Below are 22,380 nucleotides of genomic sequence, written 5' to 3' on the forward strand. Positions count from 1 at the left end.
TTTATAAACAATTAAGATGAAGGCAATAGACAGTTTTTATTAACTCGTCTGTCGCCATAGTTCATTTCTTCAGAGAATAACACTTTTCATCAATCATATAACGACATTCGTAAAACATTGTGAAAGCTAATGTTAAAGACCGAGCTTGGCGGTACAATTGTGGCTTCAAAAATTACTTCTTTGCTTGAATAATCAACCTCAACAACTTTACCCGCTGCTGAACCATTATTTACTGCAGAACCAGGAGTAAAAAGAATGGAATTATTTTCTGATACATAACTCACTTTTGATACAATTCTAGCATATGTTTCTTCACCTCTTTCTTTACCATATGACCATACTTGTTTTATAGTCTTGTTGATTTCATCAATTTCATATTCTACAGCCCTACTATAGGGACCAAAATTAGTATAGTTTCTATTGTCACCATTATCAAAGACCATCAAGTTTCCATTAGGCATTAGTATAGGTGAATGTTGGTACCACGACCACTCAAAATCAGGGTGATTGGTATTGCCCATTAAAACATCAGTATCTATAATTTCTTGATCTTGGGCATCCATCGGAGTTAGTAAAAATTGCGTAAGGTCAACTCCAGTTCCCGAAGTGTTCCAATCTTTATGGGGTGCTAAAATATAGCTGACTTCATTTTGAGTATTCAATTTCACAATGCCTTGTGTTCTACCTGAAACTATAATTTCTTCATCTGAGGCACTATACTCTATAGCATTGGCGTGAAACCAATCAAAATTTAAATCAGCTAAATCTGTTGGCCAGGCGCGTCGCCCATTGTCCAAAGAGTTATTTAAATCCCATGTATTCGAAAATTCGCCAGTTGCCCTATCAATTTCTATGATGACATCTTCGACGGTAGCTTTACTAACATCATTGATGGTGACTAAAAGATTTCCGTTTGGTTTTTCAATAACGTGATGGTGAAAACCGTTCCCCTGTAGACTCCAAGTATTTATGAGGTTCCCCATCATATCGATTTCATGAATATTACCTGTGAAACCATCACCCGTTAATAGGTTTCCATTTTGTAAACGTGTCATTCCATTGTCATAAAACAAATTATTGAGTTGCGGATGTGTTACAAAATTCAAATACCATCTAATCTCACCAAACTGATCAAACATAAAAGGGCGTTGCGGTCTAAAGTTTTGGCTAAAGCCAAAGTAGTTTACAAAATTAAATTCAGGAGAAGATGAGTTCGAAGGTACATCAATAGAAACCTGCGGTAGGTCAGCAATAAGCGGTGCGGTTTCAATTTTTAGTTCTTGCGTTTCTAATATAGCGCTAGACCCATCTAAAATTTTTACCTCAACCGTATTCTCAAAATTAGCATATAAGCCTAAGACATTCAATTCAAAAGAGGTTCCCCTTTGGGCAAAACGCTTTGTAATTGAGGAGACAGCACTCTGTTTACCTATAACTGTAATCTCCACACCAACTTCTTCTGAAGTTTCTATACTTAAAAGAGCGGTTAAAGGAGCATAACCAGAGGGGTTTAGTTGTAAAGACATGGTTTCTATGATCTCAGAATCAATGTCGGGCGTAGGGTCTGGATTTTCAGTAGAATCATCATTGGAGCAGGCATACACAAATAATAGCAAAAGAAGGAAAATTCTCAAAAATTTAGTTTTCATAGCAATTGAATAATTATCAAACCTTTAAGTTACCAAACTAAATTTAAACACCCTCAAAAGTTATACCCTTTCACAGTTCACTATTCCTTAGTTTTGGGAAAAGCCCATATATAAATATAGCATTGTCGGTGCTGGCACCTTAATGTGCTGCTTCGGAGGTGTCGTACATGAAGCGCGGCAGTAAACAATATCGATTGGTTTTGTCACCAAAAGAACTTATGAAAAGAACAACAAACAAAATTTAACCTGTATGAAAACCACCCATTTTAAAGCCTTTATAACTTGTCTAACCTTAATTCTGATTTTTGGATGTACCCCAAAAGAAAAACCAAAAAAAAAGTACAACGTTCTTTTTGTTTCCATTGACGACTTAAAGCCAACTCTAGGGGTATATGGCGATACTATTGTACATTCTCCCAATATTGATGCTTTGGCGGCAGAGGGAATTACATTTAGGGAGGCTTTCTGCCAAGCTGCGGTTTGTGCGCCATCCCGTGCAAGTTTAATGACCGGTGTGAGGCCAGATTCTACACGAGTTTGGCATTTAGGGGATAAATTCCGAGAAATTAACCCCAATGCGGTTACTATGCCCCAGTACTTTTCAAAACATGGTTACCATACCGTGAACATTGGCAAGATATTTCATAATTACATGCCAGACTCCGTTTCATGGGATGAACCTGATCTAAGGCCATCTCGCTATTTAAAGAAAGACTGGCTTAAAAGGGATGGCGAAACCTTTTACATTAGTCCCAAAGTAAATGCTTCACAAGCTCTAAAAAGGGATTCCTTATTAAAATTACGCCCCGTTCGTTACGCAGATGGTTGGAATACTGGCCCTGCATGGGAAGCAGCAGATGTACATGACACTCTTTATTATGATGGTGCCCAGAACGAACTGGCAAAAAAAACATTGACGAGACTCGCTAAGATGGATAAACCCTTTTATATGGGCCTTGGCTATTTTAGGCCACATTTGCCTTTTGCGGTTCCTAAAAAATACTGGGATCTGTACGACCCTAAAAACATTCCATTGGCAAACAATCCTAACATCCCCAAAAATGCTCCCTTACAGTCTATGAATTCCATGTACGAATTACGGCATTATGATGGCTTTAGCTATCTTCCGAAACCTACCCAGCCTTATGAAATGCCTTTGGACACTATACAAAAATTAAGACAGGGCTACTATGCTAGTGTTAGTTATATCGATGCCCTTTTGGGGCAGCTAGTGGAGTATATGAAGCAGATAGGCATTTATGACAACACTATTATTGTAGTTTGGGGAGACCATGGTTGGAAGTTGGGCGATCATAATAGCTGGGGCAAAATGACCAATTATAATATTGACCTTAAAGTTCCTGTAATCATTCGCCACCCAGAGCAAAAAAATAAGGGTATCTCCAGCTATGCCATTACAGAGTTAGTAGACCTTTTCCCCACACTTTGTGAATTAGTTGATATAGAAGTCCCCAACTACATGCAAGGCACGAGTTTGGTGCCACTATTTGAAAACCCAGAACAAGACTGGAAGAGTGCAGCATTCAGTCAATTTCATAGAAGGCCCAAAGTATCCGCAGATGGGAAACGTTATATGGGGTACTCCATAAACACTGCCAAGTATCATTATATAGAGTGGTATTCTTGGAATGCAAAAAAAGGTATTAGAGGAGAACTTAAAGATATCGAATTGTATGACCGGGTAAAAGACCCCTACGAAACAATTAACATAGCAGTAGGCGATAGTTTAAACCAAATTAAACAAGAGCTTTCTGCCCAAATGGTCAATGGTTGGGTTAGTGCACTACCAAAATAAAGCCCTTATTTGTAGTTAATGACTTACTTTTTGTCAAAGTATTCAAAAAACCACCTCTTCTAGTGCTAACCCTTTAATAATTTCAGATATCCAAAAAGTAATTGAATGTACAATAAGGTAACGGTTAGAAATTAACCCACTACAATTACCATTGCTTCGGCTTTATTAATTATGCATTAATATAGGCGTGCTTAATTTTACTATTCCGTATTTTTGGAAAATGCCCAAATACGATTACATCATTATCGGTGCTGGCGCCTCAGGTTTACTTTTGGCCGATGCCATGGGAAAGAATGCCTTTTTTGCCAAAAAATCTATATTGATTATCGATAAGGCCACAAAAAAAACTAATGACCGTACTTGGTGTTTTTGGGAAGAAGGTGATGGAGATTTTGAATCGATTCTTCACAAAACTTGGTCTAAAATCTCTTTTGCCGGACAAGAACTTCGAAAGTCTTATGAAATCGCTCCTTACCAATACAAAATGGTACAAGGGATAGATTTTTATAATCATTACCTAGTCAAATTAGAGCAATTTTCCAATATCACATTGATCAATGATGAGGTGGTGTCTGTAAAAGATAATGATAAAAATGCTGTTGTAATCACTAAAAAAGAAACCTATAAAACCCTACAAGTTTTTAATAGTGTTTTCAGCTATGAGCATCTAAAGCAAGATCAAAAATATCCTATACTTCAACAACATTTTTTGGGCTGGTTCGTAAATACAGAGCGTCCCATTTTTAAAAAGGACGAAGCCACTTTTATGGATTTTTCGATTCCGCAGAAAGAAAATACCCGTTTTATGTATGTGCTCCCTTTTTCTGAAAATAAGGCTCTGGTAGAGTATACACTCTTCTCTGAAAAACCCCTTGATAAATCGGAATATGAGGAAGCCATAAAATTGTACCTAGAAGATAAAAACTCCGGTGACTACACAATTTTAGAGACTGAGAAGGGCAATATACCCATGACCTGCTATAATTTTCAGCAACACAATTCGGAGCATATTTTTAATATTGGCACTGCAGGGGGTTGGGCCAAGGCGAGCACTGGATATACTTTTATGAAAACTAATAAAAATATAAAAGCACTGATTGGTCATTTAACAAAAGGCAAACATGCTATTGATTTTAGTGCTAAAAATCGTTTTTGGTATTATGACCTATTATTATTGGACATTTTGCATAGAAATAACAAACTAGGTCGGTCTATTTTCGAATCACTTTTTAAAAAAAGGAGCCCTAAATTAATATTCAAGTTTTTGGATGAAGAAACTTCTATTCTAGAAGATGTCAAAATTATGATGGCTCCAAAACCATTACCTTTTATTAAAGCTTTGTTTCAAAGAGTATTTTAGGAATCCCTATTCATTAATTTTTTTCCAAAAGTGACCAAGACTTCTTTGTGTTCTTTTGATACCGTTATTTTATTGAGGGCATTAAAGGCCTTATCTGTATACTTTTTGATTTCGGCTTTAGTAGCTTCCGCAGCGCCACTTTGAATAAAAATGGCCTTTATTGCTTCAATTTTAGAAAGAGGGTTTTTGGGTTGAATACTAAATAAGTCTAACAATTGCTTTTGTTGCTCCTCAGAACCCTTTTTCAATGACTGCAAATACAAAAAGGTCTTTTTATTCTCAATAATATCACCTCCTACTTGTTTGCCAAAAGTTTTAGGATCTCCAAAAGCATCTAGATAATCATCTTGAAGCTGAAAAGCAATGCCCAAATTTCTCCCAAATTCATAAATCAAATCTTGATTTTCTAAAGTGGTCTTAGCAATTATTGCCCCCATCTTCATAGCGGCAGCTACCAAGACGGATGTCTTAAATTCAATCATTTTGAGATATTCAGGCAAGGTAACATCATCTCTTGTTTCAAAATCTACGTCATATTGCTGTCCTTCACAAACCTCTATAGCGGTTTTATTGAATAATTTAGAAAGATCTTTAAAAACTTTTGGTTCATAACCTTCAAGAAACTGATAAGAAAGAATCAACATAGCATCACCCGAAAGAATACCTGTATTCACATTCCACTTTTCGTGTACTGTAATCATACCTCTTCGCAAAGGAGCATCGTCCATAATATCATCATGAATCAACGAAAAATTATGAAAAACTTCAACTGCAAGCGCCGCATTTAAAGCCTCTTTATAATTGGCCTCAAAGAGGTTTGTGGTCAGTAAGGTCAATACTGGTCGCAATCGTTTTCCACCTAACCCAAGAAGATAAGCAATAGGCTCATAAAGAGTATTAGGTTCTTTTTTAACAATACTGTTTTCTAGGTGAGAAATGAACTCGTTTCTATAGAACTCAATAGAGTGCATGCAATTTTGTTTTGTCCAAAAATACACCCATTGTTACAAATAGTATTTATTGACGTCAAATTCATTGAAGAAAAATGCAATAGCTTTAAAAATCATCGTCTTTATTAATGAAGACCGATAGAAAAACCATAAATGGTTTCAGAGAAAGAACCAAATAACAACTTGAATAGCTTCTTTAAAGAAGAGTATCATTCACTCAAAAGGTATGTGCACTCTAAAATAGACCATACTTCAGAAAGTGATGCAGAAGATATCATTCAAGATGTAGCACTGCGGATATTCTCAAGACCAACTGATGCCCTACCAATTAGCAATATTGGAGGTTTTGTCTACAGTGCCATCAGAAATAAGATTATTGATGTCATGCGCGTAAAAAAAGAACGAATCTATGATGAAAAAGCAGTTGAAGACTTATGGACAGACTTTGCAGAATTGTTTTATGACTCGTCAGAGAACAACTATCCAGAGCATTTAAAAGATAGTTTAAAAACTGCTGTCATGAATTTGAAGCCCGTTTACAGAGATATTGTTTTGGCGGTTGATTTTGAAGGTTATACGTATAGGGAAATCTCTGAAGAAACAGGAATATCACCAGGTACTTTGATGTCAAGAAGACACCGAGCTATGTCATTATTATTAAAAAGTTTAGAAACAAAAGATAACTAAAATTAAAAAATATGGAACATAACGAACGTATTAAGAGAAGTGTTGAACGAAACGTAGAAGAGGGTGTGAAAAAAGGTGTGAAAATCATCTTCTTTGTCATACTCGGAATTGGAATTGCTTTTTTGGTTGGCTATATCGTCATGCGACTTTGGAATTGGCTAATGCCTGAACTCTTCGGCCTTCCTATTGTTGGTTACTGGCAAGCTGTAGGTATTCTTATTCTGGCAAAAATCATCTTTGGTTTTGGTAGTGGCGATGGCCCTAGCAACAAGAGTAAAAAATCTAAAAGAAAGATGGACTCAAAAAAATGCGGTGCACTCAGAAAAGACTTTTCAGAATGGAAGCACTATGATGAGTTTTGGAACCAAGAGGGTGAAAAGGCTTTTCAAGATTATTTGCAACGTAGAGAAAATGAAAATAAGGAGTAATGGCAGACGAAAAGGATGATTTCAAAAAACACAGATATCAATACAAAGCCTTTTTCTGGAGTTTAGGAAATAAAACAACAGTTCAGTCCAAAAAGAATCTTATTAATCGTCATAATGCTGATGTTTATCATAGGAAAAGTGAAAATTAAGCATTCGTTAAAAAAATGTAAAACCTTGGAAACTTTTTTTGTTTTTAAAGTTTCCATTTTACATTTGCCCTTGATTGATGAAAGAAGAAATTTTACATAGGGCTACTGAACTTTTCATAAACCTTGGTTTTAAAAGCGTTACTATGGACGATTTGGCCAATAAGATGGCGATTTCAAAAAAAACGATTTACTCTCATTTTGAGAACAAAACCCAACTGGTAGAAGAATCTACCATGTATATGTTCGGTATCATCTCTGACGGAATAGATCATATTATTTCTTTAAAAAAGAATCCTATTGAAGAGCTTTACGAGATTAAGAGGTTTGTGATGATGCACTTAAAAGATGAAAAGTCATCGCCCTCTTATCAATTACAAAAGTACTACCCTAAGCTACATCAAACCATGCGAAACAAACATTTTGAGGTGATGCAAGACTGTGTAGTCGATAATGTAAAACGAGGAATAGAAATTGGTATTTATCGTGAAAATCTCAATATTGATTTTGTAGCACGTATTTACTTCTCTGGGGTTACCAGCATAAAAGATGGTGATATTTTCCCTCAGCCTAAATTTCCAATGACCCAACTTATGGACAATTATTTAGAATATCACCTTAGAGGTATCGTAACACCTGAAGGGCGAAAAATATTAAACAAAATCATCAATTCAAACCAAGAATAAATGCGAACAATCATTGCATCAACTTTTATGCTATTCTTATTAATAGCTCAAGCACAAGAGGAAAAAAACAGCTTTAGCCTTGACGAGGCAACAGCTTTTGCCCTTGAGCATAATTATAACGTAATCAATGCTAATAGGGATATTATAGACGCACAAAAACAAAAGTGGGAAACCATAGCAACCGGCTTACCCCAAATCTCAGGAGCAGTCAGTTATCAAAATCAATTGATTCAGCCAGTTTCTCAAATACCTGCTGAATTCTTTCCAGATGGTGTTCCTGGCACTTTTGTTGAAGTAGTTTTTGGTCAACCACAATCTGCAAATGCCTCGGCTACTCTAAAGCAGCAAATTTTTGATGGCTCTTATATTGTCGGGGTACAGGCTACCAAAGCTTTTTTAAGCTATAGTCAAAACAATAAAGAAAAGACTGATCTAGAGGTCCGAAAAGCAGTTGTAGAAGCTTATGGCAATGTTTTATTAGCACAAGAAAGTGCTTCAATATTACAAAAGGATAAAGAGAATCTTGAAAAAACCCTTTTCGAAACCAAAAAAGTATTTGAAAATGGCCTTGGTGATGAAGAAAGTGTTGACCAATTACAAATCACACTTTCATCCATTGAAAATCAATTAAAAAATGCAAGGCGTTTAGAAAAAATTACTTTGCAAATGCTCAATCTTATCATGGGTATCTCTATCGATAACAATACGATTTTGACTGAGAACCTAGATAAACTTACCCAAGCAAAAATCGACCCTAGCCTCTTAGAATCCGAGTTGGTCATGGAAAATAATGTAGATTTTAAGTTGGCACAAAACCTTAATGAGCAACGCTATTTTGAACTAAAACTAGCCAAAAGTAGGGCTTTACCATCTTTGAACGCCTTTGTCAACTATGGTGCGAATTCCTTTAGCGATAGTTTTAATTTTCTAAGTTCAGGACAACAATGGTTTGAGCAGTCCATACTAGGCGTGGACCTGAGCATCCCTATTTTTAGCTCATTGGGCAGAAGTGCCAGTACCCAACGTGCCAAAATAGCATATGAAAAAGCAAAGACCCAACTAACCGAAGCGCAGGAACAAATTCGGTTACAGCTAGAAAGTGCCAAAAGTGATTATACCCTATCTATTGAAGAGTATGAAACGTCCAAACAAAATTTGAAACTAGCGGAACGTATTGAAAATAAAAATCAAATAAAGTATACCGAAGGTTTGGCCACAAGCTTTGAGTTACAACAGGCTCAAACCCAGCTTTATGCCACGCAACAAGAATACCTTCAGTCCATGGTTGATGTAATTAACAGGAAGACCGCTTTAGAAGTAATATTGAATCAATAATCAAAAAACTAAATATCAAAAAATGAAAAACGTACTATCAATCTTACTAATGGCAATTATAGTCGCCTCTTGTGGTGGTGGGTCAACTTCTTCCATTGATGAACTCATCGCTAATAAAGATATTGATGCGATAAGAGCTAAAAGAACAGAAATTTCCGCACAACAAAAGGCTTTGGACAATGAAGTAAAGCAATTGGATTCAGCGATTGCTCTACTAGACGATAACGCTAAACTTCCATTGGTTACGACCTATGAAACAAAAGAAGAAAAGTTTAACCATTATTTAGAACTTCAGGGTGATGTAATGACCAAACAGAACGTACTTATCTATCCTGAAATGAGCGGTACATTGCATCGTGTTTATGTAAAGGAGGGACAAAAAGTAAGAAAAGGCCAGGTTTTGGCAGCTATTGATGACGGTGGACTTTCAAGCACACTTGCACAAATGCGAACCCAAGCTGAATTAGCCAAGACAACCTTTGAACGCCAAAAAAGATTATGGGAGCAAAACATAGGTTCTGAAATTCAATATTTACAGGCCAAGACACAATACGAGGCGCAGACAAATGCTGTAAAGCAGATGGAAAGCCAAGTTGGCAAATCAACTATTCGTGCCCCTTTTTCAGGTATCATTGATGATGTTATCAAAGATCAAGGAACTGTTGTAAGCCCCGGCCCAGGTTCTGAAGTCTTTCGCATAGTTAATTTGTCTGACATGTATGTGGAGGTTCAAGTGCCTGAAGCCCATTTGGCAAATGTTACCAAGGGGAAAAATGTGGAAGTATTCTTGCCAGTATTAGGAAGTACCATACAAACCAAAGTCAGGCAGACAGGAAATTTCATTAATCCCGGTAATCGGGCTTTTAATGTTGAAATCCCGGTTCCGAACAAAGAAGGTAATATCAAACCTAATCTAACAGCAGTCGCCAAAATTAATGACTACACGAATGAAAACGCCATTTTAATCCCCCAAAGTGTTGTTTCTGAAAATGCAACTGGTGAACAATACGTGTATTTGACCAAACAAAATGATTCAGCCAATGAACTCACCGCTGAAAGAGTTATCATAGAATTGGGGTTGACACAAGGTGATTACGTAGAAGTTGTTTCAGGATTAAGCGTTGGAGATAATATTATCGTCGAAGGAGCACGAAGTGTTCGTAATAATCAAAAAGTTAGAGTTCGCAATACAGAAAATAACGCTAAGAGCTAGGTTATGGAAAAAGCTAAAAAGAATGCCGATAAAGAGTTTCGATTATCCTCATGGGCAATAGATAACCCATCGGTCATCTATGTGATGATTGCAATCTTCCTATTCATTGGAATCTCTTCTTATTTCGCAATGCCAAGAGAAGAGTTTCCGGAAGCGGTCGAAACCAAAATTTATGTAAGCACCATATACCCTGGTAATACCGCTGAGGATATGGAGCGTTTGATTACCGACCCGCTTGAAGAGCGATTGAAAAACGTGAGCAGTTTTGTAGAGATGACATCAACATCTCAAGAAGACTACGCCATGGTGGTTATCGAATTTGACGAAAATATAACCGTTGAAGCCGCTAAGCAAGAGGTAAAAGACGAAGTAGATGCCGAAAAAGCCAGCGAAGATTGGCCCGTGTTTAATGGTGCCAAAGTTGAACCCAACGTATTTGACCTAAACCTTGCAGAATCGTTTCCAATTTTAAATGTGAATTTAAAAGGGGATTATCCTGTAGAAAAATTAAAAGACTATGCGGAATACCTTGAAGATGAGATTGAGAATTTAGAGGAAATCAAGCAAGTTGATATTAGAGGTGCACAAGAGAAGGAAGTTGAGGTCGCCGTTGATATCAACAAAATGATGGCCGCAAAAATAAATTTTACCGATGTCATTCAAGCTATAGATAACGGAAATATGACCATGTCAGCAGGTAACCTTATTACTAGCGGACAGCGAAGAACCATCAGAATTACGGGAGAAATTGAAAAGCCTTCTGAACTTAACAATTTTGTCGTCAAGTCTGAAAACGGAACAGTTTATCTAAGGGACATTGCCAAAGTAACTTTCGAAGAAGAAGACAAGAATACCTATGCCCGTGAAATGGGCGAAAGTGTCGTCATGCTTGATATCAAAAAGAGATCTGGAAAGAATGACGTCATTGCCACTGAAAAGATAAGGGAGATTGTTGCCAATGCGCAAAAGGACTTTTTACCCGAAGACTTGGTAGTAACCTTCGCAAATGACAGTAGCAGTACTACCTTAAACCAAGTAGACGATTTGGTGAACAACATCATTTTCGGGATTATACTTGTGGTCACGGTTCTAATGTTCTTTTTGGGCTTCAGAAATGCCCTTTTTGTTGGTTTTGCCATCCCAATGTCCATGTTCATGTCGTTTATGATATTATCGGCATTGGGTTATACGCTGAACACCATGATTCTTTTCGGATTGATCATGGGGCTCGGAATGTTGGTCGATAATGGTGTCGTTGTAGTGGAAAACGTATATCGCCTTATGGAACAAGAAGGGATGTCTCGTAAAGAAGCTGCCAAAAAAGGTATTGGTGAAATTGCCATACCCATCATTATATCTACAGCTACTACGGTAGCAGCCTTTGTACCCCTAGGAATGTGGCCGGGTATTATGGGAGAGTTTATGATTTATTTCCCTATCACCCTTTCAGTTGTTCTTGGGTCTTCATTGTTCGTAGCCATTTTCATGAACTCCATGTTGGTATCACAATTTATGGAGGTTGGTGAAAAGCACTTAACTCGTAAGCAATTGATTCGCATTACCCTATTACTGGGTGGATTCGGGCTTTTCATAGTCATAGTTGGCGGTCCGGTTCGTGGATTAGGAAGTTTAATGATTGTCGTGGCTGCCCTTTTCTGGTTGTACAAATACGCCTTAAAACCTTGGTCAACACGTTTTCAGAAAAATAGCTTGGTCAATTTAGAGAATTGGTATGAGAAACGATTGACGCATGCCCTAAGAGGTAGAAACGTGTATTGGTATTTTGGAGTAACAATGCTATTGCTCGTTGCTGCATTTATGAGCTTTGGTGGGTCAGTGGGGAGTCAAAGAACCAAGGTTGAGTTCTTTCCTGATAATACTCCTAAAGAGGTCTATGTATACATTGAGTATCCTCAGGGTACCGATATCGAAAAAACAAATGCTATTACTAAAGATATTGAACAGCGAGTCTATGATATCATCGATGATGAGCAATACTATAAAAATGGAGAGAACTTATTGGTAGACACAGGCGTTTCACAGGTTGGCAAAGGTGCAGAAAACCCATTTACAGAAGGGGGGTCATCTGCAGAGATGCCACATCGTGGTAAAATCACCTTATCCATGCAAGAGTTCAAGTTCAGACAAGGTTTAGATACTGAAAAATTGAGGCTTAGAATTCAAAATGATCTAGCCGATGTCTATCCAGGGGTTACCATTTCTGTTGAAAAAGATGCTGTGGGTCCACCTGCAGGCTATCCTGTGAATGTGGAACTCATTGGTCAGAACTATGATACCCTTATTAACGTAGCAGAACGAATGCGCATATTCATCAATTCAAAAAGCATTGATGGTATGGAAGGTTTAAAGGTAGATGTGAACAAAAGCAGCCCAGGCATGGAGGTTACCGTTGACCGTCAAAAAGCAGGTGAGCTTGGTGTATCGGTAGGTCAAGTTGGCCAACAGTTACGAAGATCTTTATTTGGTGATAAGGCGGGAGTTTACAAAAAAGATGGCGAAGATTATGATATCAATGTTCGCTTTAATGAAGATTTGCGATATAATACCAGTGCCCTTTTTAATCAAAATATCATTTTTAGAGATCAGGCCAGTGGTAAAATCAAAGAGATTCCGATTTCGGCAGTAGCAACACGAAAAAACACCTCTTCATTTAATGCGATAAAACACATTAATGGTGAGCGAGTGGTAACTGTATATTCTGGGTTAAAACCTGGTGGAAATGCCAATATTATTGTTGACCAGATCAAGAAAGAAATGGAAAACTTCAAGGGGTTGCCAGCTGGAGTCAAAATCGACTATACCGGAGAATTGGAAGAACAAGCAAAACAACAGGCATTTTTAATGGGTGCTTTCTTTTCTGGATTAGGATTGATTATGCTTATACTGGTTTTTCAATTTGGTGGTATTTCAAAACCAGCAATCATCATGATGGCCATATTTTTAAGCTTTATTGGGGTATTCGGTGGTTTAGTTGCTACTGGATGGCCCTTTGTGATTATGATGACCATGATGGGCATCATCGCCTTGGCGGGAATTGTAGTTAACAATGGTGTTGTGCTACTCGATTACACCCAAATACTCATTGATCGTAAAAAAGTAAACTTGGGTATTTCAGATAATGAATTATTGACCCGTGAAGAAGTCACGGAATCAATTATTAAAGGAGGAAAGGCTAGGTTAAGACCTGTTATACTTACTGCAATAACTACGGTATTAGGCTTAATTCCGCTAGCCACAGGCCTAAATATTAATTTTATCAGTCTATTCGGTCAATTTGACCCACAAATTTATGTTGGTGGTGATAACGTAATTTTCTGGGGTCCATTGGCATGGACAGTTATCTTTGGATTAATCGTTGCCACCTTCTTGACCTTGATCATTGTTCCGGTACTTTTTAATATCATTTACCGATTAAAAATTCGATTAAGGGGCAGTCATAAAAGCAAGTCAAAGAAAGAACAAGAAAAAATGAACATTGCAGCTTAGTAATAAAAAAAGCCCCGACAAAAATGGTCGGGGCTTTTATATTTTAACCAGCTTATGTTACTTGTTCACAGAAACTATTTCTGCCTGATTCCAATTCTTAACATAGGCAATTCGATTATCTTCAAAATCAACTTCTTTCAATATATCACCTTTCCAGAAAAACCACTTCCCTGATCTTTTACCATTGATATATTTACCTGTGGCAAGTTTTTTGCCTTCCGCATTATACATATACCATTGCCCATGAAGTTTGTTATTTAGCAAATGCCCGGTTTGAGCAATTTCTCCGTTATCATGAAAATAAGTAGCCTTCACCATCTTACCTTCTTTTTCGAAAGTAGGTTTTATATCTTGCCCATAAGTACACACCGAAAATAAAATTGCCAATAAAAATATATTCTTCCTCATCATTATGTTTTTTAATTCACTATTCCTTTACATTAACGATACAAATATATAAATATTTTACAATAAATAAATATTTACATAACATTAAATTTACATTAAATCTTTAAATTATTGAATTTCAAGTTATTAAAAAAATCGAATTTTTATTAGAATTGTATGAATGGTAAAAAAATCGGTATCAAATGCATTTGCACTTTCAATTAAAATTGACAAAAACCCATTTTATATTCACTTCTCAAAACATTTGAACTAATTACCTTTGCAACTTATTTATTACAATAATGTACAGAGATATTACTTGTGGTGCTTTACGAGCAGCTGATGTTAAGAAAGAAGTTTTATTAAGTGGATGGGTTCATAAACTTCGGGATAAGGGTTTTGTGGTTTGGATTGACATTCGAGATCGCTATGGAATTACCCAATTGGTATTTGATGAAGAACGTACTTCAAGCGATCTTTTAGAAAAGGCTCGCTCATTAGGTCGTGAAACTGTAATTCAGGCCAAAGGGGAGGTTATAGAACGTACTTCTAAAAATACCAATATCCCTACTGGTGATATCGAAGTGCTGGTCTCTGAATTAACCGTATTAAATGAGTCCCTGCTTCCGCCGTTTACTATTGAAGATGAAACAGACGGTGGTGAAGATATTAGAATGAAGTATCGCTATCTTGATATTCGCAGAAATCCGGTTAAGGAAAACCTCATCTTTAGACATAACGTTTCCATGGAAGTACGCAAGTATCTTTCAGATGCCGGTTTTATTGATGTCGAAACCCCGTATTTAATAAAATCAACTCCAGAAGGCGCACGCGACTTTCTAGTGCCAAGCCGAATGAATGAGGGGCAGTTCTATGCCCTGCCCCAATCTCCGCAGACATTTAAACAACTCTTGATGGTGGGCGGCATGGACAAATACTTTCAAATCGTCAAGTGTTTTAGAGATGAAGACCTAAGGGCCGATAGGCAACCCGAATTCACTCAGATTGACTGTGAAATGGCTTTTGTTGAGCAAGAAGATATTTTAAACACTTTTGAAGGACTCACAAAACACCTTTTAAAAGAAATCAAAGGTGTGGATATTGATAGTTTTCCAAGAATGACTTATGATGAAGCGATGAAACGCTATGGTAATGACAAACCTGATATTCGTTTTGGGATGGAGTTCGGAGAATTAAACGACGTTTCTCAGCATAAGGAATTTAAGGTCTTCAATTCTGCCGAATTAGTTGCTGGAATCGCCATACCTGGAGGAAACACCCACACTCGTAAAGAAATAGACAAACTTATCGATTGGGTAAAACGCCCACAAGTAGGTGCTTTAGGTATGGTTTATTGTAGGTGTAATGAAAATGGCACCTACAAATCATCCGTTGATAAGTTCTACGACCAGGAAGATTTGGCAAAATGGGCCGAAATTACCAATGCAAAGCCTGGCGATTTAATTTGTGTACTTTCTGGAGAGAAAAACAAGACTCGTGCACAACTAAGCGCGCTACGTATGGAAATGGCCGAACGTTTAGGTTTACGAAATGCCAATGAATTTGCCCCTCTTTGGGTCATTGATTTCCCTTTATTGGAATTGGATGAGGAGACTGGTCATTATCACGCTATGCACCACCCATTTACCTCACCAAAACCAGGTCAATTAGCCTTATTAGATACGAATCCAGGTGCTGTGAAAGCCAATGCCTATGATTTGGTGTTAAATGGAAATGAAATTGGTGGTGGTTCAATTCGTATTCACGATGCAGCAACCCAGGCCATCATGTTCAAACACCTTGGTTTTACAGAAGAAGAAGCCAAAAACCAATTTGGATTTTTAATTGATGCTTTTCAATACGGCGCACCACCACATGGTGGTATCGCTTTTGGTTTAGATAGGCTTGTGTCTATTTTAGGCGGGCAAGAGACCATTCGTGATTTTATTGCATTTCCAAAAAATAATAGCGGAAGAGATGTCATGATTGATGCTCCGGCAACTATTGATAATGAGCAATTGAAAGAGTTACATCTTAAATTGGATTTATAAAGCAATATCTAAGCCTTTATAGGTCAGATTTTTAATACTTTTATTAGGAATCACTTTTTATGCCTAGCACCAAAGCGCTCTTAAAGAAATTTCTGAAATGGAGATATAAACATATCTCAAATAAGACTTTTGTGCAATTAATGAGTGTTGTGGTGGGCTTTTTGGCTGGTCTAGCCGCAGTAACCCTAAAAAACCTCACCTATTTCATTCAATCGCTATTAGAAAAAGGCATTGTTTTTTCAGATTATCAATTGTATTTCATTTTACCTATTGTAGGCTTGACCTTGGTATACCTCTATACCAAATTCGTTAACAAACACCCTATTTCACAAGCTATACCTTCAATTTTATTGTCTTTATCAAAGCAAAAAGGGCTATTGTCAGTTCGAAAAATGTACACCCCGCTGCTAACAGCACCTTTGACGGTTGGTTTCGGTGGTTCTGTTGGTCTATTGGGGCCAGCAGTAAAATCTGGTGCCGCAATTAGCTCTAATTTAAGTCGATTGCTACATATAGATGTTAAGACTCGCTCACTATTGATTGCCTGTGCTTCTGCAGGAGCAATTTCTTCCATTTTTCAATCGCCGATAGCCGCTATTATTTTTGCAGTAGAGGTTTTTAGCCTTGATTTGACCATGCTTTCCGTCTTACCCTTATTACTTGCATCTATTTCTGGGGTACTAACATCGTATTTCTTTTTAGGAAACGAAGCACTGTTCAATTTCTCATTGACCGAAGGTTTTAGCCTGAACGATGTTCCATTTTATATAATTCTTGGTATTGGGACTGGGTTCGCTTCTATTTACTTCACTAAAATGTACTTTGCCATTTTCAAATTTTTTAAACGCTTTCGCAGTCCTAAGTACAAATTACTGGTAGGCGGTTTGGCCATAGGTATTATGCTCTATTTTATTCCACCACTTTACGGTGAAGGGTTTGGCTTTATCAATAATCTTTTAGATGGAAACCATTTAAATGCATTGGGAAAAACCCCATTTGACGCTTTTTTAGACAACATTTGGGTAGTTATTGCATTGCTATTTGGAATTACATTATTTAAGGCCATTGCAATGACGGCAACTCTGGCTGCTGGCGGAGCAGGTGGTGTATTTATTCCTACCATGGTTATGGGAAGTGCACTGGGTAATGCGGTTGCTAAAGTTATCAATAATATTGGCTTCGGTTTTAATGTATCGGAAAGTAATTTTACATTAATTGGAATGGCGGGATTAATTGCCGGGGTTATCCATGCGCCATTGACGGCCATTTTTTTAATTGCTGAAATAACCGGCGGTTATGAGCTTTTTATTCCATTAATGATTACAGGAAGCATCTCATTTTTGATTACCAAAAACACCCTAGAACACACCATTTATACTAAAGAATTGGCGCAGAAAGGAGCGTTGCTTACACATAACAAAGATCAGGCAGTCTTGACCTTAATGGAATTGGAAGATGTTATAGAGACCAATTTTAAAGCTGTATTACCAGAAATGGATTTAGGGGAAATGCTAATGAAATCAGTCTCAAAATCAACTCGCAATATCTTTCCGGTGCTTGATGGGGATAATAAAATGGTAGGGGTCGTGCTTTTAGATGATATACGAGAGTTCATGTTCAATACTGAGCTATATGATACCACTTTTGTAAAGGATTTAATGCATGCCCCACCTGAATATATTTTCTACGATTCAGATAATATGAAACAAGTGATGCAAAAGTTTCAGGACAGTGGTGCATGGAACTTGCCTGTTGTTAAAGAAGGCATCTATATGGGTTTTGTATCCAAATCAAAACTTTTAACCGCTTATAGAAGAAAGTTAATCAATTATACCCCCTAGCCATGAAGTTAAAATATCTTATTGTTTTAATTGTAATTGCCTCATTTGGTTCCATCATCTATGGCTTTACTTTAAAAGAGGTATCAGAATTCACCGCAAATAGATATATCGGTTTTGGTACTGCAGGGCTATTCTTGGTCGCCATGCCTCTTTTCTTATTTAAAGAAAGTAAGGGAAAGCAAATGAAAGATTATTTGTTGAACAAAGAGAATATTGAAAAAATGAACAAAAAAGAGAGGGAAAAGACTGGAAATCAATAATTTTCAAGAAAAATATACATCGTTTCTCGATGTCATATTTAAAAAATTATAATTTAGTTACTTAAACATTTACATTTTTCTCAATGACTGGCACGGTAAAATTTTTTAATGCATCCAAAGGTTTTGGATTCATTACCAACGACGACACTGAAAAAGACATTTTCGTTCATATAACTGCATTAAACGGATTACAGTTGAACGAAGGCGACAAAGTAGAATACCAAGAAGAAGAAGGTAGAAAAGGAATGGTAGCTGCACAAATACAGTTACTCTAAAAACGCATTGTACTTTTTAGTAGTAGAATCCTGATCAATTGGTCAGGGTTCTTTATTTAAAATCAATTCAAATTTCTGCGTTGCACAAAAAAACGTTTCAACAATTCAGATGCTTCTTTTTCCATAATTCCTCCCATAGCCTCTGTTTTAGGATGCAAACAGGTTCCCATCACCTTGTAACCACGCTCCAAATCTGGTGCGCCATAAACAATTTTTGAGATTTGGCTCCAATATAAAGCCCCAGCACACATTTGACAGGGCTCTAATGTAACGTACAAAGTACAACCGTTCAAGTACTTCCCTCCTAGAAAATTTGCCGCAGATGTAATTGCTTGCATTTCGGCATGAGCAGTGACGTCATTCAATCGTTCTGTTAGATTATGAGCTCTTCCAATGATTCTATTCTTTGCGACTACAACAGCCCCAACAGGTACTTCACCTTCTTCAAAAGCAAGTTGAGCTTCTTCCAAGGCTTTTTTCATAAAATAAGTATCGTCGTAAGGTTCGAGCATTCGAATCAATTAAAAGCCAAAACTACAAATCCTAAAGAAACATAGTCTTTTAGAATCGGTATTTTTGACATGGCATGAGCACCTTTTTAAACAACATACAAACACCTGATGACCTTAGGCAACTCAAAGTCAAAGAATTATCCATATTAGCACAAGAACTACGCGAGTTCATCATCGACATAGTTTCTACCAAAGAAGGGCATTTAGGAGCAAGTTTAGGGGTAGTAGAGCTGACTATTGCTTTACACTATGTTTTTGACACTCCAAAAGATAAACTTATTTGGGATGTTGGCCATCAGGCTTATGGGCATAAAATTTTAACCGAGCGAAAAGATATTTTTGAAACCAATCGTCAGTTAAATGGGATTAGTGGATTTCCAAAGCGTAGTGAAAGTAAGTACGATAACTTTGGAACCGGGCATAGCTCAACTTCAATTTCAGCTATTTTAGGAATGGCAATTGCATCGCAATTAAAAGGTGATTTCAAAAGACAACATATTGCTGTTATAGGTGATGCATCCATAGCAAGTGGAATGGCCTTTGAAGGTCTCAACCACCTAGGTGTAACCAAAGCTAATGTGTTGATTATTTTAAATGACAATGCCATCGGAATAGATCCAAGTGTTGGGGCCTTAAAAAATTATCTGACTAATGTAAAAAAAGGAACGGCCAAGGATGAAAACATTTTTGAATGTCTAAACATGAATTATACTGGGCCAATTGATGGTCATGATTTGGACTTGTTACTTACCGAATTAGAACGCTTAAAAACTATCGAAGGCCCGAAGCTGTTACATGTTATAACTACTAAAGGCAAAGGGCTTCAAAAAGCGGAAGAAAATCAAGTAGCATACCACGCTCCTGGGAAATTCAACAAAGAAACTGGAGAACGAATTAAAAGAGTAAGTAAGGCTGAACCGCCAAAATATCAAGACGTGTTTGGCCATACACTGGTAGAATTGGCACAACAAAATCAAAAAATAGTTGGTATCACTCCAGCCATGCCCACAGGGAGCTCATTAAAATATATGATGGAAGAAATTCCTGAAAGAGCTTTTGATGTAGGTATTGCCGAACAACATGCAGTCACCTTGGCAGCCGGAATGGCAACACAAGGATTGACCCCATTTTGCAATATCTATTCTACTTTTTTGCAGCGGGCTTATGATCAGTTAATACACGATGTGGCATTACAAAACCTATCTGTTATTTTTTGTTTGGACCGAGCAGGACTAGTAGGCCAAGATGGCCCTACACATCATGGTGTTTTTGATTTGGCCTATTTAAGATGCATTCCAAATCTGACCATTTTTTCTCCAATGAATGAAATTGAATTGCGTAACATTATGTATACTGCGCAACAAGATTTAAAAGGCCCAATTGCTATTCGATATCCACGTGGAAGAGGGGTTACTATTGATTGGAGAACGCCTTTTTCAAAAATAGAAATTGGCAAGTCTGTGGAGTTAAAGAAAGGAAACAAAATCGCTTTTTTGACCCTAGGGCACATAGGAAATTTAATCTTTCAGCTCATTTCAGAGGTAGACACCCCAGAAAGTATTGGGCATTATGATATGCGTTTTCTAAAGCCATTGGATAACCAAATATTGGATAAGGTCTTTACTCAATATGAACATATTATCACCCTTGAAGATGGTTGCGAAATAGGTGGTTTAGGGAGCTCAATAATTGAATATGCCAATAAAATGGAATTTGCTGGAACCATAAAAGTTTTTGCTATCAAAGATGCCTTTATTGAACAAGGAACCATCGAAGAATTGCATAACATTTGTGGAATTGGCATGAAATCGATTAAAAAATATCTTGAAGATATTTTTTAAAGTCCTACAAATGCCTACCCATAATTTTATTGTGTATATGAACTGCAGCACTATCTGATAGGCTCGCCACATAACAAGAAACATTCAATAAAATATCATACGTGGACTTTAAAATATCTTGATATTGCAATGGCAGGGTCTTTATTAATAGTTCATCATAAGTTGCGCCCTTATTTGTTTTAAGTTTCATTAATGCAGTGGTATAAACTTCAAGTATATCCCCTATAATTTTATAGCCTGCCAACTCTTTTTCAATGACTTCGGTAGATTGATAAATATTAGAAACACTCAAACTGATAATATCATTAATCTGAGCTTCATATCGACTTTTATCCAATAAGGCAACATCAAAGTCTCCACTTAAGATTTCAGTTTCATTTTCTTCAAAGACTCTCAAAGCATCATTGATCAAAGTGTTGATGGCCAAGGCTCTCAAATAACTCAAACGATCACTCGTATTTGTCATTTGATTATACTTTTTAGTATTAATAGTGTCTTTAACTAACTTGATAAAGTACTCCAAGGCATAATCTTCAGAAATAAATCCTAGATTGATTCCGTCTTCAAAATCGATGATGGTATAGCAAATATCATCCGCCGCTTCTACCAAATAGGTCAAAGGATGTCGATAATAAGAAGTAGCTATAACACCTTCTTTTTTCCTTAGTCCTAGTTCATTGGCTATTGCTATAAACATTTCCTTTTCAGATTGAAAAAAGCCGAACTTTTTATCCGATATATGATTAGTTGGTCTTTTAGGTAGCGATTCTTTTGGGTATTTCATAAACGCCCCTAAAGTGGCATAACCTAGTCGCAACCCACCAGGCACTCCTTCTCTTGAAGCTGTTAGTAATTTAAGTCCATTGGCATTCCCTTCAAAATCGACTAAATCTTGATATTCTTTTGTAGTCAGCTCAGACCGATATTTTGCCCCAATGCCTGATTTAAAAAAAGCTCCAATGGCCTTTTCTCCACTATGACCAAAAGGGGGGTTTCCAATATCATGTGCCAAAGAAGCCGCAGCTACAATAGCACCAAAATCATTGAATCGATACCCATGTTTTTCTTTTAAATAAGGATATTTCTCCAATAATTTCTTTCCGGCAATTCTACCTAAACTTCTACCTACAACAGACACCTCTAAACTATGTGTCAATCGGGTATGCACAAAGTCTTTTCTTGAACCTACATCAATAGGCATAGGAATCACTTGGGTCTTATCTTGTAAGCATCTAAACGCAGAAGAAAATATGATTCGGTCATAGTCCACTTCAAAACCCAATCTAGTTTCATCTTGTAATTTTCGAAGTCTTTTCTCAGTATCTCCAAAACGTTTTAGAGAAAGTAATTGCTCCCAATTCATGGGCTATTATTTAAAAAAATTAATATTTGCTATAAAACTATGCTTTTATATGAAGTTCCTATAAATAATAAGT

The 22,380-nt window shown here is 36.9% G+C and carries 19 protein-coding genes; 14 read left to right on the forward strand and 5 right to left on the reverse strand.

From position 1 onward, the window contains the following. Positions 1-89: 89 nt before the first annotated feature. The gene (locus RM706_RS03240) at positions 90-1,649 is read right to left on the reverse strand and encodes an aryl-sulfate sulfotransferase (RefSeq protein WP_311349586.1); all 1,560 of its coding nucleotides are present in this window, start codon (positions 1,647-1,649) and stop codon (positions 90-92) included. A gap of 250 nt (positions 1,650-1,899) precedes the next feature. Here RM706_RS03240 and RM706_RS03245 point away from each other — a divergent pair, with 250 nt between their 5' ends. Next, a complete protein-coding gene (locus RM706_RS03245) occupies positions 1,900-3,465 on the forward strand; it encodes a sulfatase (protein ID WP_311349587.1) in 1,566 nt (521 codons plus the stop codon). A 220-nt stretch (positions 3,466-3,685) separates the two neighbouring features. Beyond that, positions 3,686-4,825, forward strand: a complete 1,140-nt coding sequence (locus tag RM706_RS03250) for a lycopene cyclase family protein (protein WP_311349588.1) — start codon at positions 3,686-3,688, stop codon at positions 4,823-4,825. Here RM706_RS03250 and RM706_RS03255 read toward each other — a convergent pair. After that, positions 4,822-5,796: a polyprenyl synthetase family protein gene (locus RM706_RS03255; RefSeq protein ID WP_311349589.1), complete on the reverse strand. Its 975-nt coding sequence runs from the start codon at positions 5,794-5,796 to the stop codon at positions 4,822-4,824. The two genes, RM706_RS03250 and RM706_RS03255, sit on opposite strands and share 4 nt — an antisense overlap. Positions 5,797-5,928: 132 nt before the next feature. On the opposite strand from RM706_RS03255, the gene RM706_RS03260 reads away from it, so the two are divergent. The 7 genes from RM706_RS03260 (at position 5,929) to RM706_RS03290 (ending at position 13,777) form a co-directional block, all read left to right on the forward strand. Then, positions 5,929-6,462, forward strand: coding sequence for an RNA polymerase sigma factor (locus tag RM706_RS03260; RefSeq protein ID WP_311349590.1), 534 nt, complete (start codon positions 5,929-5,931; stop codon positions 6,460-6,462). A gap of 11 nt (positions 6,463-6,473) precedes the next feature. Next, positions 6,474-6,890, forward strand: a complete 417-nt coding sequence (locus tag RM706_RS03265) for a hypothetical protein (RefSeq protein ID WP_311349591.1) — start codon at positions 6,474-6,476, stop codon at positions 6,888-6,890. Next, positions 6,890-7,039 carry a hypothetical protein gene (locus tag RM706_RS03270; protein ID WP_311349592.1) on the forward strand — a complete coding sequence of 50 codons (150 nt, stop codon included), beginning with the start codon at positions 6,890-6,892 and terminating at the stop codon, positions 7,037-7,039. Before RM706_RS03265 ends, RM706_RS03270 begins: the two co-directional genes overlap by 1 nt. Positions 7,040-7,116: 77 nt before the next feature. Then, entirely contained in the window at positions 7,117-7,722 is a 606-nt protein-coding gene (locus RM706_RS03275) for a TetR/AcrR family transcriptional regulator (RefSeq protein WP_311349593.1), read from the forward strand. Next, entirely contained in the window at positions 7,723-9,057 is a 1,335-nt protein-coding gene (locus RM706_RS03280) for a TolC family protein (protein ID WP_311349594.1), read from the forward strand. Between the two features lie 22 nt (positions 9,058-9,079). Then, positions 9,080-10,270 carry an efflux RND transporter periplasmic adaptor subunit gene (locus RM706_RS03285; RefSeq protein WP_311349595.1) on the forward strand — a complete coding sequence of 397 codons (1,191 nt, stop codon included), beginning with the start codon at positions 9,080-9,082 and terminating at the stop codon, positions 10,268-10,270. 3 nt (positions 10,271-10,273) lie between these two features. Continuing rightward, the gene (locus tag RM706_RS03290) at positions 10,274-13,777 is read left to right on the forward strand and encodes an efflux RND transporter permease subunit (RefSeq protein WP_311349596.1); all 3,504 of its coding nucleotides are present in this window, start codon (positions 10,274-10,276) and stop codon (positions 13,775-13,777) included. A gap of 57 nt (positions 13,778-13,834) precedes the next feature. On the opposite strand, the gene RM706_RS03295 is transcribed toward RM706_RS03290, so the two are convergent. Continuing rightward, the gene (locus tag RM706_RS03295) at positions 13,835-14,185 is read right to left on the reverse strand and encodes a toxin-antitoxin system YwqK family antitoxin (RefSeq protein ID WP_311349597.1); all 351 of its coding nucleotides are present in this window, start codon (positions 14,183-14,185) and stop codon (positions 13,835-13,837) included. A 281-nt stretch (positions 14,186-14,466) separates the two neighbouring features. Between RM706_RS03295 and aspS the strand changes: the two genes are divergently transcribed. The 4 genes from aspS to RM706_RS03315 all read left to right on the forward strand — a co-directional run bounded on the left by aspS (position 14,467) and on the right by RM706_RS03315 (position 18,591). Beyond that, a complete protein-coding gene (aspS, locus tag RM706_RS03300; RefSeq protein WP_311349598.1) occupies positions 14,467-16,215 on the forward strand; it encodes an aspartate--tRNA ligase in 1,749 nt (582 codons plus the stop codon). A gap of 59 nt (positions 16,216-16,274) precedes the next feature. After that, positions 16,275-18,056 carry a chloride channel protein gene (locus RM706_RS03305; protein ID WP_311349599.1) on the forward strand — a complete coding sequence of 594 codons (1,782 nt, stop codon included), beginning with the start codon at positions 16,275-16,277 and terminating at the stop codon, positions 18,054-18,056. A 2-nt stretch (positions 18,057-18,058) separates the two neighbouring features. After that, positions 18,059-18,316, forward strand: coding sequence for a hypothetical protein (locus RM706_RS03310; protein ID WP_311349600.1), 258 nt, complete (start codon positions 18,059-18,061; stop codon positions 18,314-18,316). 83 nt (positions 18,317-18,399) lie between these two features. Then, positions 18,400-18,591: a cold-shock protein gene (locus tag RM706_RS03315; protein ID WP_311349601.1), complete on the forward strand. Its 192-nt coding sequence runs from the start codon at positions 18,400-18,402 to the stop codon at positions 18,589-18,591. Positions 18,592-18,653: 62 nt separating this feature from the next. On the opposite strand, the gene RM706_RS03320 is transcribed toward RM706_RS03315, so the two are convergent. Next, complete coding sequence (locus tag RM706_RS03320; protein ID WP_311349602.1) at positions 18,654-19,103, reverse strand: nucleoside deaminase; 450 nt, start codon at positions 19,101-19,103, stop codon at positions 18,654-18,656. A 74-nt stretch (positions 19,104-19,177) separates the two neighbouring features. Between RM706_RS03320 and RM706_RS03325 the strand changes: the two genes are divergently transcribed. Further along, positions 19,178-20,944, forward strand: coding sequence for a 1-deoxy-D-xylulose-5-phosphate synthase (locus tag RM706_RS03325; protein ID WP_311349603.1), 1,767 nt, complete (start codon positions 19,178-19,180; stop codon positions 20,942-20,944). A gap of 4 nt (positions 20,945-20,948) precedes the next feature. Here the strand turns inward: RM706_RS03325 and dgt are convergent, their stop codons facing one another. Then, positions 20,949-22,307, reverse strand: coding sequence for a dGTP triphosphohydrolase (gene dgt / locus RM706_RS03330; RefSeq protein ID WP_311349604.1), 1,359 nt, complete (start codon positions 22,305-22,307; stop codon positions 20,949-20,951). Between the last annotated feature and the right edge of the window lie 73 nt (positions 22,308-22,380).

The sequence above is a fragment of the Croceitalea rosinachiae genome, assembly GCF_031846445.1.
Classification (GTDB): Bacteria; Bacteroidota; Bacteroidia; order Flavobacteriales; family Flavobacteriaceae; genus Croceitalea; species Croceitalea rosinachiae.